The organism is Mycobacterium sp. 1165196.3 (assembly GCF_001673415.1).
Taxonomy (GTDB): Bacteria; Actinomycetota; Actinomycetes; order Mycobacteriales; family Mycobacteriaceae; genus Mycobacterium; species Mycobacterium europaeum_A.
Window position 1 is genome coordinate 39,621 of the sequence record NZ_LZLU01000268.1, and the last position, 13,406, is coordinate 53,026.

Below are 13,406 nucleotides of genomic sequence, written 5' to 3' on the forward strand. Positions count from 1 at the left end.
CGGCGACATGCACGCGAGCGCCGGCCTGGTCCGGCCGGCAGCTGCGCCGGATGCGGCCGCGTGCCTTGCCATTTACCGGCCGTACGTCGAGCACACGGTCATCAGTTGGGAGATCGACGTCCCGACCGAAACCGAGATGGCCGCGCGCATCGCCGCCGCGCAGGCCAGCCACGAATGGCTTGTGCTGGAACGCGATCGCCGGGTGATCGGCTTCGCCTACGGGCACGCGTTCAATCGCCTTGCCACGTACCGGTGGTCGACCGAGACCGGGATCTACTTAGAGGCCGGCCATCGCCGCACCGGCGGGGGCCGCGCGCTCTACACCGAGCTGTTGCGCAGGCTCACCGAGCGGGGCTACCGGCAGGCATTCGCCGGCATCACCCAACCCAACGAGGCCAGCACCTGCTTCCACCGCGCGTTCGGCTTTATCGACGCGGGCCTGTACCGCCGCGTCGAATGGAAGCACGGCGACTGGCACGACGTCGCGTGGATGCAGCTGGACCTGAAGCCCGGCACCGCGCCGGATGAGCCACCCGGCCCCATCGTCTCGCCGGGCCGGGCGCGAGTCGGGGGCCTAGCCGCCGGCGCCGCCACCGCCCAGGAAGCCACCCGCGCCGCCGCCACCGACGAAACCACCGGCACCGCCGCCACCCAGGAAACCGCCGCCGGCGCCACCACCGATTTGCTCAATGCTGATTGTCATGGGCGGAAGGTATCGACGGAAAACCGCGCCGACAAGAAACTGGGTCTGAACGATTCGAATCATTTCGGGTTGCCCAACCCTGAGCTAGTGAGCGCGCCCGAAGGGATTCGAACCCCTAACCTTCTGATCCGTAGTCAGATGCTCTATCCGTTGAGCTACGGGCGCCTGTTCTTCAGTTGTCGTTCCGTGTTGCCGCTAAAGGATCTAGCGGAGGCGAGAGGATTTGAACCTCCGGTCCCCTTTGAGGGGGACAACTCATTAGCAGTGAGCCCCATTCGGCCGCTCTGGCACGCCTCCCTTGGACTTTCTGAGGGTACCGACCCCTTTCCGGTCTCGCGGAACCGGCCATACTGTACACAGCTGACACGTAAACTGTCGAAGTGACTGCCCGCCTGCGCAACGAACTGGCCGGACTGCCAGTGTATGTGCCCGGCAAGAACGTGCCGGGCTCGATCAAACTGGCCAGCAACGAGACCGTGCACGGGCCGCTGCCCAGCGTGCACGCCGCCATCGAACGCGCGGTAGCCGTCGTCAACCGCTACCCCGACAACGCCAGCGTCGACCTCAAGGCCGCGCTGGCCATGCACCTGGGTTCCGACGTCGCGCCCGAGCACATCGCGGTCGGCAGCGGTTCGGTCACGCTGTGCCAGCAGCTGGTTCAGATCACCTCGGCCGCCGGCGACGAGGTGATGATCGGCTGGCGCAGCTTCGAGTGCTACCTGCCCATCATTCAGGTGTCCGGCGCGGCCACCGTCAAGGTGCCGCTGACCGACCACACGCACGACCTCGACGCGATGCTCGCCGCGATCACCGACCGCACCCGGCTGATCTTCGTGTGCAACCCGAACAACCCGACGTCCACCGTCGTCGATCCGGACGCACTGACGCGCTTCGTCGAGGCCGTGCCGCCGCACGTCCTGATCGCGATCGACGAGGCCTACGCCGAATACATCCGCGACGGCCTGCTGCCCAACAGCCTGGAGCTGGCCCTGACCCACAGCAATGTCGTTGTGCTGCGGACCTTTTCGAAGGCCTACGGGTTGGCGGGCCTGCGGGTCGGCTACGCGGTAGCCCATCCGGACCTGATCACCGCGCTGGACAAGGTCGTCATGCCGTTCGCGGTCACCAACGTCGCGCAGGCGGCCGCCATCGCGTCGCTCGAGGCCTCCGACGAGCTGATGGCCCGCACTGATGCGCTGGTCCTCGAGCGCGCCCGGGTCAGCGCGGGATTGCGCGAGGCCGGGTTCGAGCTACCCGCGTCGCAGTCCAACTTCGTCTGGCTGCCGCTGGGTGAGCGCACCACCGACTTCACCGAGCAGGCCGCGGAGGCGCGCCTGGTGGTGCGGCCGTTTGCTGACGAGGGCGTGCGTGTCACCATTGGTGCGCCGGAGGAAAATGACGCCCTGCTGCATTTTGCCCGCGATTGGATTGCCCGCACCGAATCGTAAGGAGTCGCCCGTGGACCTTGCGCGGAAGAAGTTCACCGAGTTCAAAGAGCGCAGCGGCGACATCGCGGATTCCGAGCTCGACGACTTCTGGGCCGAACTGGCACCCGCGACCATCGAGGGCATGCTCGGCGAATGGAAGGGCGGCGAATTCCAGACCGGCCACAAGATGAACGGCCAGCTGGAAAAGGCCGGCTGGTACGGCAAGACCTTCAAGTCCGCCCGCGACGTGCAGCCGCTGGTCTGCCTGGACGCCGACGGCAACAAGTTCTCCAACGTGGAGATGGGTAAGGGCGAGGCGAGCCTGTGGCTGGAGGACTTCCGCGGAGAGGTCACCGCCACCATGGTTTACGACGGCCAGCCGGTGCACGACCACTTCAAGAAGATCGACGACGACGCCGTGATGGGCATCATGAACGGCAAGGGCGTCCGGGATAACGGCAAGTACTACTACTTCTACCTGGAACGCGAGTAGGTCTGGGCGCTCGAGTGTGCCTTCGTGCCGCAGAGTGTGAATTGACGGCGTTGAGTGTGCATCCAGGGCGGCGACGCGCCGTGCGAACCCGCCGTGGCCTCACACTCAATGCCCAGGCTTCACAGTCGGTGGCTAAAGGGCTAGGCAGCCCGAGCTAGCCCGCCGGGTTGCGACCCGTGAACGCGACCAATTGTTCGAGCGCACCGGCGTCCTCGGGGACGTCGACCGGGTCGTCGAATCCGGCCTGACCGCGTAGCTCCGGCCTGATGATCTGGCGCGCCAGGCCCAGCACGTATTCAGACAACGGCTCGGGCGCATTGATGTCGTGCCCCACCGCGGCGGCGTAATCCCAAGCGTGGACCAGGAATTCGACCGACAGGATGCCGCACGCGCTTTTGGCGGGGATCTCGCCCTTGCCGAACGGGACCGAGCCGTCCAGGCCGTGGCGGTGCCAGGCGTCCAGCGCGGGCCGGGCCGCGGCGATCACCTGACGCTCCACCGAATCGCCCTCGTCGCGCTCCGGGATCTGGGCGCCGACCATGCCCCCGAGCGCCGAGATCGAGTTCAGCAGATGCCCGGTCAGCGCTGAGACGTCGAATTCCGTGCACGGCGTCCGTCGCGACAGATCGTCGGCGGCGATGGTGTGCACCACGCGCTGCAGCACCCCCAGCGTGTCCTCGGCGCTGTGTAGCTCGTCGGTGGGCGGGGAATGCGGTCCGGGTCGCAAGTCAGGAGCCATATTCGCCACGCTACGGTCTCGATATGGCGCAAGCATACGAATCCGTCACCGTCGAGACGAAAGACCACGTCGCCCAGGTGACGCTGATCGGGCCGGGCAAGGGCAATGCGATGGGACCGGCGTTCTGGTCGGAGCTGCCCGAACTGTTCGCCGCGCTGGACGCCGACCCCGAGGTGCGGGCCATCGTGCTGACCGGCTCGGGCCGCAACTTCAGCTACGGCCTGGACGTGCCGGCGATGGGCGGCTCGTTCACCCCGCTGCTGTCCGGCGACGCGCTGGCCGGTCCCCGCGCGGTCTTCCATCGGGAGGTCAAGCGCATGCAGGGCGCCATCACCGCGGTCGCCGACTGCCGGACCCCGACCATCGCCGCGGTGCACGGCTGGTGCATCGGGGGCGGCGTCGACCTGATCTCGGCGGTCGACATCCGCTACGCCAGCGCCGACGCCAAGTTCTCGGTACGTGAGGTCAAGCTGGCCATCGTCGCCGACGTCGGCAGCCTGGCCCGCCTGCCGATGATCCTGAACGACGGACACCTGCGCGAGCTGGCGCTGACCGGCAAGGACATCGACGCGGCCCGCGCCGAGAAGATCGGTCTGGTCAACGACGTGTACGCCGACGCCGACGCCACCCTGGCCGCCGCACACGCCACCGCCGCGGAGATCGCCGCCAATCCCCCGCTGACCGTGCACGGCATCAAGGACGTGCTCGACCAGCAACGAACCGCGGCCGTCTCGGAGAGCCTGCGGTACGTGGCCGCCTGGAACGCGGCCTTCCTGCCGTCGAAGGACCTGACCGAGGGCATCTCGGCGACCTTCGAAAAGCGGCCGCCGCAGTTCACCGGCGAGTAGTCCCGCGCCACGTACCCTCGCTGAGGTGACGACACCAGACGGCAAGATCCGCCTCCCGGCCGACCTGGACTCCGTGACGACGATCGGCGCCGAGGACCACTCCGAAATCGACAGCGCCGCCGTCGACCGGATCTGGCAGGCCGCCCGGCATTGGTACCAAGCCGGCTTCCACCCCGCCATCCAGCTGTGCATCCGCCGGCACGGCCGCGTCGTGCTGAACCGGGCGATCGGCCACGGTTGGGGCAACGCCCCCAGCGACCCGCCCGACGCGGAGAAGATCGTCGTCACCCCCGACACACCGTTTTGTGTGTATTCGGCGGCCAAGGGCATGGCGGCGACCGTCGTGCACATGCTCGTCGAGCGCGGCGTGTTCTCGCTCGACGACCGGGTGTGCGAATACATCCCGACGTTCACCAGCCACGGCAAGCACCGGATCACCATCCGGCACGTGCTGACGCACAGCGCCGGACTGCCCTTTCCCACCGGGCCCCGACCCGACGTCACTCGCGCCGACGACCACGAGTACGCGCAGCAGAAGCTAAGCGAGTTGCGGCCCCTCTACCGTCCGGGGCTGATGCACATGTACCACGCGCTGACCTGGGGTCCGCTGGTGCGCGAGATCGTCTACGCGGCAACGGGCAAGGAGATTCGCGAGATCCTGGCCACCGAGATCCTCGACCCACTCGGCTTCCGCTGGACCAACTTCGGCGTCGCCAAGCAGGACGTCCCGTTGGTCGCGCCCAGCCACGCCACCGGGCGAACACTCCCGCCGGTGGTCGCCCAGATCTTCCGCAAGGCGATCGGCGGGACCGTGCACGAGATGATCCCGTACACGAATTCGCCGATGTTCTTGACCACCATCATTCCGTCGTCCAACACGGTGTCGACCGCGCAGGAGATGTCGCGTTTCGCCGAGATATGGCGCCGCGGAGGCGAACTCGACGGTGTGCGGGTGATCAGCCCGGAGACCATGTACGGCGCGGTGACCCAATGCCGAAGGCTACGACCGGATTTCGCGGTCGGGCTGCAGCCGGCCCGCTGGGGTACCGGCTACATCCTCGGCACCAACCGGTGGGGGCCGTTCGGGCGTAACGCGCCGCACGCGTTCGGCAACCTGGGCCTGGTTAACATCGCCATCTGGGCCGACCCCGCGCGCGGCCTGTCGGCCGGCGTGGTGAGCAGCGGCAAACCCGGGCGCGATCCCGAGGCCCGCCGGTACACCGCCCTGCTGGACACGATCACCGCCGAAATCCCATCCGGTTGACGACGACGGCAGTGGGAACACTGCCCTCATGGCTACCTATCGAGTGCTCGACCCGAAGGGCGAGGTCGTCGCGACCAAAGACATCGAAAGCGCCGACGACGCACACGCGTGGTTCGTCGACCAGAAGGCCGACAACAGCGAGCTCGGCTGGCGCATGGAAGTCGAACACGACGGCGAGTGGCATTTCTTCGACGACACCGAGGGCGACCGAAGCTAGGTGTTTGTCCCCCGGCTGGCGGGGCAACCAACAACGCATGGACTCGCAACGCTTCCGCAAGCTGCTGGACGCACCGGGGCCGTTCGCTTCGGTCTACTTCGATGACTCACATGACACCCATGACGCCGAGGCGCAACTCGAGCTCAAGTGGCGGGCGATCAAAGAAGAACTGGAACGTTTACACGCCGCAGCGACGGTCGTCGACAAGATCGAGGACGCGATCAAGAACCTGCGGCCGCCGATCGGCCGCAGCGGGCGGGCGGTGATCGCCAGCGCCGACGGCGTGGTGATCAACGAACATTTGGCCCGCCCCGCCGCGACCGATGTCGTCCGGGTATCCGAATTGCCTTATCTGGTACCGATTCTCGAGCAAAGCTTCGATCATCCCGATTATGTGCTGGCGGTCGTCGATCACAGCGGTGCCGACATCACCACCCACATCGGCGGAACGCTGCGCGACGAGACCGTGGACGGCGGTGGTCATCCCGTGCATAAAGCCGCCGGTGCGGAGACCGCGGGCTACGGCGATCCCCAGTTGCGCACCGAAGAGGCCGCACGTAAGAACCTGCGCGCCGTCGCCGACCGCGTCGCCGAACTGGCCGACGGCAAGGCCATCGAGGTGATCTTTGTGGTGGGCGAGGTGCGCTCGCGATCCGATCTGCTGGCCGAGTTGCCGGAACGGTTACGCGAGCGCACGGTGGCACTCGAGGTGGGAGCCCGGCACAGCGGGCACGACTTCGGTGAGATCGAGCAGGCCATCGAAGCTGAGTTCGTCAAGCGCCAGCTGCGCACCATCGACAACGCCGCGCAGCGCTTCACCGCCGAGATCGGGCGGCAGTCCGGGCTGGCGGCCGAGGGCTTGGGCGCGGTCTGCTCGGCGCTGCGTCAGGGCGCCGTGGAGACGCTGATCATCGGTGACATCGGCGACGCGACCGTCGTCGCCGACGAAGGCCTGACGACGCTCGCTCCCAACGAGAACGTGTTGTCCGAGCAGGGCGCCGCTCCCGCCAAGACGCTGCGGGTCGACGAGGCGCTGCCGTTCTCGGCGATCTCGGTGGGCGCCGCCCTGGTGCGCACCGACGAGCGCATCTCCCCCGCCGACGGGGTGGGCGCGGTGCTGCGCTACGCACCCACGCTGCACCAGAGCGTTGAGTGATCAGGAGCGGTGGCGGAGGGATTTGAACCCCCGGACGGTTTTAGCCGTCTCTCGCTTTCAAGGCGAGTGCATTAGGCCGCTCTGCCACGCCACCGCTGATCAGGGTAGCGGGACTCGGTAGCGTGGCCACCATGCGCGCCATCGTCGCCGAATCTTCCGATCAACTCTCCTGGCAGGATGTGCCCGACGTTTCCGCCGGGACCGGTGAGGTTTTGGTCAAGGTCGCCGCCGCCGGCGTGAACCGCGCCGACCTACTGCAGGCGGCCGGCAAGTACCCGCCCCCGCAGGGGGCGAGCGAGATCATCGGCATGGAAGTGTCCGGTGTCATCAGCGAGGTCGGCGCCGACGTGACGGGATGGTCTGTCGGACAAGAGGTTTGCGCGCTGCTCGCCGGGGGTGGTTACGCCGAGTACGTCGCCGTCCCCGCCGGCCAGCTGCTGCCGATTCCCGACGGCGTCGATCTGGTGGACGCGGCCGGGCTGCCCGAGGTGGCCTGCACGGTGTGGTCGAACCTGGTGCTGACCGCCCACCTGAGCAAGGGCCAGCTGCTGCTGATGCACGGCGGGGCCAGCGGCATCGGAACGCACGCGATCCAGATCGCCCGGGCGCTGGGTGCGCGGGTGGCCGTCACCGCCGGATCGCAGGAAAAGCTGCAGACCTGCCGCGACCTGGGCGCCGAGATCACCATCAACTACCGCGACGAGGACTTCGTCGCCCGGCTGCAGGAGCACGGCGGCGCCGACGTGATCTTCGACATCATGGGCGCCTCCTATCTGGACCGCAACATCGACGCCCTGGCCACCGATGGGCAGCTCGTCATCATCGGCATGCAGGGCGGCATCAAGGGCGAGCTCAACATCGGCAAGCTGCTCGCCAAGCGGGCGCACGTCATCGGCACCACGCTGCGCGGGCGGCCAGTCAGCGGCCCGAACAGCAAGAGCGAGATCGTCGCGGCCGTGACGGCCAAGGTGTGGCCGATGATCGCCGACGGCCGGGTCCGGCCGATCATCGGCGCCCGCCTGCCCATCCAGCAAGCCGGTGAGGCACACCAACAGCTGACGTCGAGCAAGGTGACCGGAAAGGTCGTCCTGACGGTCTAGCCCAGCGAGGCCAGCGCGCGGACCAACTGGTCGACTTCGGCCGTCGTCGAGTAGTGCGCCAGGCCGACGGTGACCGCGCCGCCAACGTCGTTGACGCCCAATACGTCGAGCGCGCGGGAACTTTCGTTGGTGACGGCCAGAATTCCGTTGTCCGCCAACCGCTGCACGACGCGTTCGGCGGGCACGCCGTTCAACGCGAAACTGACCACCGGGATGCGCACCTCGGGACGGCCGATCACCATCACCAACGGCAGCGAGCGCAACGACACCATCAGGTAGTCGTAGATCCGGTTCAGGTACGCCGTGGCGGATTGCATCGACACCGCCAGGCGTTCGCGCCGGTTGCCGCGGGCGGACTCGTCGAGCGAGGCCAGGTACTCGATGCTGGCCACCACCCCGGCCAACAGACCGAATTGGTGCGCACCGATCTCGAGGCGCGCCGGCCCCGTCGCCTTGGGATCCGGCGAGATGGAACTGAACGAGTTGAGCAGCGCCGGATCGCGGAACACCATGGCCCCGATCGGCGGACCGCCCCACGCCGCGGCGTTCACCGCCACCACGTCGGCGTCGGTCTCCTTCACGTCGAGCAACCGGTAGGGCGCCGCGGCGGAATGGTCGACCACCACCAAGCCGCCGACGTCGTGCACCAGCTTCGTCATCGCGCGCAGGTCGGTGACCGTGCCCAGCGTCGCGGAGGCCGAGGCGACGGCGACCAGCCGGGTCGACTTGCCGATCAGGCCCTCCCACTGCCACGTCGGCAGCTCACCCGTCTCGATGTCGATCTCGGCCCACTTGACCTTGGCGCCGTAGCGGTGCGCCGCGCGCAGCCACGGGGCGATGTTCGCCTCGTCGTCCAGGCGGCTGACGATGACCTCGTAGCCCAGGCCGGCCCGCGACGACGACGCCTCGGCCAGCGCTGAGAGCAGGATCGCCCGATCGGCGCCCAGCACGACGCCGGCGGGTTCCACGTTGAACAGATCGGCCACCGCCGCCCGCGCCGCCTCGAGAACGGCAGCACTGCGCTGCGCCGACGGGTGTGCGCCCACGGTGGTGGGACCGGACCGGCGGAAGGCGGTCGACACGGTCGTCGCGACGGAATCGGGAACCAGCATCCCGCTCGGGGCGTCGAAGTGTACCCACCCGTCACCCAGCGACGGATGTAGTCCGCGCACCCGGGCGACGTCGTATGCCATGTGGGCCACCTTAAAGCTTCCGCTTTTTGCGAAACTGTGACGGTAGCGGGTGCCACAGACGTTCCGGCCAGTCGGTGGCCTCCCGAGCCAGGGCACCCGGCCAGCCATACTAGTCGAGTGGGGCTCTGGTTCGGAACGCTCATTGCATTGTTCTTGCTGATAGCGCCCGGGGCGATCATCGCACGTATCAGTCAGTTGTCGTGGCCCGTCGCTGTCGCGGTCGGCCCGGCACTGACCTACGGCATGGTCGCCCTTGCCATTATTCCGTTTGGTGCCATCGGGATTCCGTGGAACGGGTGGACGGCGCTGGCGGCGCTGGTGGTGGTGTGCCTGCTGATGACCGGTTTAGCGCTGCTGCTCGCCCGCTACCGCGACCGCGACGCCGAGGCCCGCGCGATCAGCCGGTGGCCGGCCATCACGGTGGGGGCCGGGGTGGCGCTGGGATCCCTGCTCGTCATGTGGGCCGCCTACCGCGGGCTGGCCGCCCATTGGCAGACCATCCCGAGCACCTGGGACGCCGTCTGGCACGCCAACGAGGTGCGGTTCATCCTGGACACCGGCCAGGCGTCGTCGACGCACATGGGCGAGCTGCGCAACGTCGAGACCCACAAGACGCTGTACTACCCGTCGGTGTTCCACGCGCTGATCGCGGTGTTCTGCCAGCTGACCGGGGCGGCGCCCACGACCGGCTACACGCTGAGCTCGGTTGCCGCATCGGTGTGGCTGTTTCCCACCAGCGCGGCGATGCTGACCTGGCATCTGCTGCGGGCGCGCACCACCGAGTGGCGCTGCGCCGGGGCGGCGGCCACCGCGGCCGCGCTGTCGGCGTCGTTCACCGCGATCCCCTACGTCGAATTCGGCGTCGCCGCGATGCCCAACCTGGCCGCCTACGGGGTCGCGGTGCCCGCGTTCGTCCTGATCACCTCCACGCTGCGACACCGCGACCGCATCCCGGCGGCCGTGCTGGCCTGGGTGGGGGTCATGTCCGTGCACATCACCGGCGGCGTGATCGTGTTGTTGTTCCTGGTGGCCTGGTGGGTGATCGACGTGTTGTGGCATCCGGTGCGCGGCAGGCTGGCCGATTTCATCGCGCTGGCCTGCGTCGCGGTGCTGACCGGACTGATCCTGCTGCCGCAGTTCATCAGCGTCCAGGGACAGGAAGACATCATCGCCGGGCACTCGTTTCTGACCCACCTCAGCAAGAAGCGGGGATTGTTCGACGCGGTCTTCCAGCACTCCCGGCACCTCAACGACTTCCCGTACCAGTACGGGCTCATGGCGCTCGCGATCCTCGGCGGACTGCTCTTCGCCTACAAGAGGATCTGGTGGCCACTGGCGGTCTGGCTGCTGCTCGTGGTGGTCGACGTCGACGCCGGGACGCCGCTCGGCGGTCCGGTCGGCGCGGTGGCCGGGATGTTCGGCGAGTTCTTCTACAAAGATCCGCGCCGGATCTCGGCGGCCATCACCCTGCTGCTCGAGCCGATGGCCGGCGTCGCGCTGTTCACGATCGTCGTCGGCGTCGTGGGCGTCGCGAAACGAGTGGCCGCCCGGGTCAGACCGTCCCTGGCCAGCGATCGGCGCCTGGGGCCGGTCCCGGTGTGGATCGCCGCCACCGCGGCGCTGCTGGTGGTGGCCACCGTGCTCACCGGGCGTCACTACCTCTATCGGCACATCGTGTTGTTCGGCGACAAGTACGACTCGGTGATGATCGACCAGCGCGATCTGATGGCGATGGCCTATCTGGCCAAGCTGCCCGGTGCGCACGAGACGTTGATCGGCAACGCCAACACCGACGGCACGGCCTGGATGTACGCCGTCGCCGATCTGCATCCGCTGTGGACGCACTACGACTACCCGCAACAGATGGGCCCGGGTCCCAACCGGTACATTTTCTGGACCTCGGCCCGCAAAGGCGATTCAGATCCGCGGGTCCTCGAGGCGATTAAAGCGCTCAATATTCGGTACATCTACACGAGCTCGCCGACTGTCCGGGGGTTCGCCGTACCCGAAGGACTAGTGTCACTGGATAAGTCGAAGTCGTGGGCGCTGATCTACGACAATGGCGGTGCCCGAATTTATGAATGGCGCGGAAACGGCGCGACGCCCCACTCATAGTCCACAAAGGATGGTGAAGAGTTGAGTACCCGCAACGATGACGACGGCGTCGAGATCATCGGGGGCGTCGACCCGCGGATGATGGCACTGGCCGAGGACGACGGCGCCGACGAGCGTTCCCTGACCGATCTGGTCGAGCAGCCCGCCAAGGTGATGCGGATCGGGACCATGATCAAGCAACTGCTCGAGGAGGTGCGCGCCGCACCGCTCGACGAGGCCAGCCGTAACCGGCTGCGCGAGATCCACGCGACCAGCATCCGGGAACTGGAGGAGGGCCTGGCACCGGAGCTGCGCGAGGAGCTGGACCGCCTGACCCTGCCCTTCAACGAGGACGCGGCGCCGTCCGACGCCGAATTGCGGATCGCGCAGGCACAGTTGGTCGGCTGGCTGGAAGGACTGTTCCACGGCATCCAGACCGCGCTGTTCGCCCAGCAGATGGCCGCCCGCGCGCAGCTGGAAAAGATGCGCCAGGGCGCGCTGCCGCCGGGCATGGGTAAGCCGGGCGGCGCGCCCGGGCACGGTCAGTACCTGTAAGCGAACTCGAGTAGTTGACGGTGTCGGGTCCTCACATCGAGACGCACAACGCATGGGTGGAATTTCCCATCTTCGATGCGAAGTCGCGTTCGTTGAAGAAGGCCTTCCTCGGCAAGGCCGGCGGCACGATCGGCCGCAACAGCTCCAACGTCGTTGTGGTCGAAGCGTTGCGCGACATCACCATGTCCCTCGAGCTGGGCGACCGGGTGGGGCTGGTGGGCCACAACGGCGCGGGCAAATCGACTCTGCTGCGCCTACTTTCGGGCATCTACGAACCCACCCGCGGATGGGCGACGGTCACCGGCCGGGTCGCGCCGGTCTTCGATCTCGGGGTCGGCATGGACCCCGAGATCTCCGGCTACGAGAACATCATCATTCGCGGCCTGTTCCTGGGCCAGACGCGAAAGCAGATGCTGTCCAAGGTCGATGAGATCGCCGAGTTCACCGAACTGGGCGACTACCTGTCGATGCCGCTGCGCACCTATTCCACCGGCATGCGGGTTCGGCTGGCGATGGGCGTGGTCACCAGCATCGACCCCGAGATCCTGCTGCTCGACGAGGGCATCGGCGCGGTGGACGCCGACTTCTTGAAGAAGGCGCAGTCGCGGTTGCAGAGTCTGGTGGAGCGCTCCGGAATCCTGGTGTTCGCCAGCCATTCCAACGAATTCCTGGCCCGGTTGTGCAAGACGGCGATGTGGATCGATCACGGCGTCATCCGCATGTCGGGCGGCATCGAGGACGTGGTGCGCGCGTACGAAGGCGAAGACGCGGCCCGGCACGTCCGCGAGGTGCTGGAAGAGACGCAGCAAGCGAGTCGGGTCGAGACACCCCTGGCCCAAAGAGCATCCGGGGATGAGTGAGACCGTCTTCGCCGTCGTCGTCACCCATCGGCGCCCCGACGAGCTGGCCAAGTCGCTCGATGTCCTGAGCACGCAGACCCGGCTGCCCGATCACCTGATCGTGGTGGACAACGATTTTTCCGGCGACGGCCGGGTGCGCGACCTGGTGGCCGGCCAGCCTATCCCCACCACCTATCTGGCTTCGCGCCGAAACCTGGGCGGCGCAGGGGGTTTCGCACTCGGCATGCTGCACGCGCTGGCCCAGGGCGCCGATTGGGTGTGGCTGGCCGACGACGACGGGCGCCCGCAGGATACGGGCGTGCTGGCCACCCTGCTGGCGTGTGCCGAGAAGTACGGCCTGGCCGAGGTGTCGCCGATGGTGTGCATCCGGCCGCCCAGGATCGGCCGGAACTCATCGGATCCGCAGGGATGCAGGTAGACGGTGTCCAGGCAGGTCCCGAACGGCAGGCCGGATCGCACCAGCCGGCGGTGCAGTTCCACCTCGTCGCCGCGGATGAACAGCCGCAGATCCGGGACACCGACGGCGTCCAGGGTGGCGGCCCGAAACAACGCGCCGTTGAACAGCGACGCGATCCCGGGCAGCAGGTCCTGGCCCGCCTCGGTGCGTAATTCGCTTGTGCGCCTGCGCCATACCAGACCGCGACGCAACGGGAACGCCAGCCGCTCCGGGTCGGCCATGTTGCACACCATCGGCGACACCTCGGCCAGGCCGTACTTCTCGGCACACGCCAGCAGGGTGGCCAGCACGCCCGTATCC

At 67.6% G+C, this 13,406-nt stretch carries 13 protein-coding genes, 3 tRNA genes and 3 pseudogenes; 12 read left to right on the plus strand and 7 right to left on the minus strand.

The window, feature by feature from the left end; all coding sequences use genetic code 11:
• Positions 1 to 7 precede the first annotated feature (7 nt).
• A pseudogene (locus tag A5659_RS29070) lies at positions 8 to 478 on the plus strand (N-acetyltransferase family protein); the annotation flags it as partial.
• A gap of 96 nt (positions 479 to 574) precedes the next feature.
• Here A5659_RS29070 and A5659_RS28865 read toward each other — a convergent pair.
• The 3 genes from A5659_RS28865 to A5659_RS25605 all read right to left on the minus strand — a co-directional run bounded on the left by A5659_RS28865 (position 575) and on the right by A5659_RS25605 (position 1,000).
• Complete coding sequence (locus A5659_RS28865; protein WP_255361718.1) at positions 575 to 703, minus strand: hypothetical protein; 129 nt, start codon at positions 701 to 703, stop codon at positions 575 to 577.
• Between the two features lie 92 nt (positions 704 to 795).
• Positions 796 to 868, minus strand: a tRNA-Arg gene (locus A5659_RS25600).
• Between the two features lie 43 nt (positions 869 to 911).
• Positions 912 to 1,000: transfer RNA gene (locus tag A5659_RS25605), tRNA-Ser, on the minus strand.
• Between the two features lie 83 nt (positions 1,001 to 1,083).
• On the opposite strand from A5659_RS25605, the gene hisC reads away from it, so the two are divergent.
• Positions 1,084 to 2,151, plus strand: coding sequence for a histidinol-phosphate transaminase (gene hisC, locus A5659_RS25610; protein ID WP_067185159.1), 1,068 nt, complete (start codon positions 1,084 to 1,086; stop codon positions 2,149 to 2,151).
• 10 nt (positions 2,152 to 2,161) lie between these two features.
• Entirely contained in the window at positions 2,162 to 2,623 is a 462-nt protein-coding gene (locus tag A5659_RS25615) for a DUF4334 domain-containing protein (RefSeq protein WP_066873011.1), read from the plus strand.
• A 154-nt stretch (positions 2,624 to 2,777) separates the two neighbouring features.
• Here A5659_RS25615 and A5659_RS25620 read toward each other — a convergent pair whose 3' ends face one another.
• On the minus strand, positions 2,778 to 3,362 hold the full coding sequence (locus A5659_RS25620) for a TIGR03086 family metal-binding protein (protein WP_197498216.1): 585 nt from the start codon (positions 3,360 to 3,362) through the stop codon (positions 2,778 to 2,780).
• Between the two features lie 23 nt (positions 3,363 to 3,385).
• Here A5659_RS25620 and A5659_RS25625 point away from each other — a divergent pair, with 23 nt between their 5' ends.
• From A5659_RS25625 to A5659_RS25640, 4 genes are read left to right on the plus strand one after another with little or no spacing between them, the layout of a single operon-like run.
• Complete coding sequence (locus tag A5659_RS25625) at positions 3,386 to 4,210, plus strand: crotonase/enoyl-CoA hydratase family protein (RefSeq protein ID WP_067185166.1); 825 nt, start codon at positions 3,386 to 3,388, stop codon at positions 4,208 to 4,210.
• 25 nt (positions 4,211 to 4,235) lie between these two features.
• Complete coding sequence (gene lipE / locus A5659_RS25630; protein ID WP_067024055.1) at positions 4,236 to 5,474, plus strand: lipase LipE; 1,239 nt, start codon at positions 4,236 to 4,238, stop codon at positions 5,472 to 5,474.
• A gap of 28 nt (positions 5,475 to 5,502) precedes the next feature.
• A complete protein-coding gene (locus tag A5659_RS25635; RefSeq protein ID WP_066873023.1) occupies positions 5,503 to 5,691 on the plus strand; it encodes a hypothetical protein in 189 nt (62 codons plus the stop codon).
• 37 nt (positions 5,692 to 5,728) lie between these two features.
• Positions 5,729 to 6,847: a hypothetical protein gene (locus A5659_RS25640; RefSeq protein WP_067185171.1), complete on the plus strand. Its 1,119-nt coding sequence runs from the start codon at positions 5,729 to 5,731 to the stop codon at positions 6,845 to 6,847.
• Positions 6,848 to 6,854: 7 nt separating this feature from the next.
• On the opposite strand, the gene A5659_RS25645 is transcribed toward A5659_RS25640, so the two are convergent.
• A tRNA-Ser gene (locus A5659_RS25645) sits at positions 6,855 to 6,941 on the minus strand.
• A 37-nt stretch (positions 6,942 to 6,978) separates the two neighbouring features.
• Here A5659_RS25645 and A5659_RS25650 point away from each other — a divergent pair.
• Positions 6,979 to 7,947: an NAD(P)H-quinone oxidoreductase gene (locus tag A5659_RS25650; protein ID WP_067185177.1), complete on the plus strand. Its 969-nt coding sequence runs from the start codon at positions 6,979 to 6,981 to the stop codon at positions 7,945 to 7,947.
• Here the strand turns inward: A5659_RS25650 and A5659_RS25655 are convergent.
• A complete protein-coding gene (locus tag A5659_RS25655; RefSeq protein WP_066882421.1) occupies positions 7,944 to 9,140 on the minus strand; it encodes a cysteine desulfurase-like protein in 1,197 nt (398 codons plus the stop codon). The genes A5659_RS25650 and A5659_RS25655 overlap by 4 nt on opposite strands.
• Before the next feature lie 117 nt (positions 9,141 to 9,257).
• Here A5659_RS25655 and A5659_RS25660 point away from each other — a divergent pair, with 117 nt between their 5' ends.
• From A5659_RS25660 to A5659_RS25675, 4 genes and pseudogenes are all read left to right on the plus strand, one after another.
• Positions 9,258 to 11,255 carry a DUF6541 family protein gene (locus tag A5659_RS25660; protein WP_067185174.1) on the plus strand — a complete coding sequence of 666 codons (1,998 nt, stop codon included), beginning with the start codon at positions 9,258 to 9,260 and terminating at the stop codon, positions 11,253 to 11,255.
• 78 nt (positions 11,256 to 11,333) lie between these two features.
• Positions 11,334 to 11,789, plus strand: coding sequence for a bacterial proteasome activator family protein (locus tag A5659_RS25665; protein ID WP_231998015.1), 456 nt, complete (start codon positions 11,334 to 11,336; stop codon positions 11,787 to 11,789).
• A 20-nt stretch (positions 11,790 to 11,809) separates the two neighbouring features.
• Positions 11,810 to 12,649, plus strand: coding sequence for an ABC transporter ATP-binding protein (locus tag A5659_RS25670; RefSeq protein ID WP_066873034.1), 840 nt, complete (start codon positions 11,810 to 11,812; stop codon positions 12,647 to 12,649).
• Positions 12,642 to 13,013: pseudogene (locus A5659_RS25675) on the plus strand (glycosyltransferase); the annotation flags it as partial. The gene A5659_RS25670 and the pseudogene A5659_RS25675, both read left to right, overlap by 8 nt.
• Here the strand turns inward: A5659_RS25675 and A5659_RS27495 are convergent.
• Positions 13,010 to 13,406: pseudogene (locus tag A5659_RS27495) on the minus strand (glycosyltransferase family 2 protein); the annotation flags it as partial. The pseudogenes A5659_RS25675 and A5659_RS27495 overlap by 4 nt on opposite strands.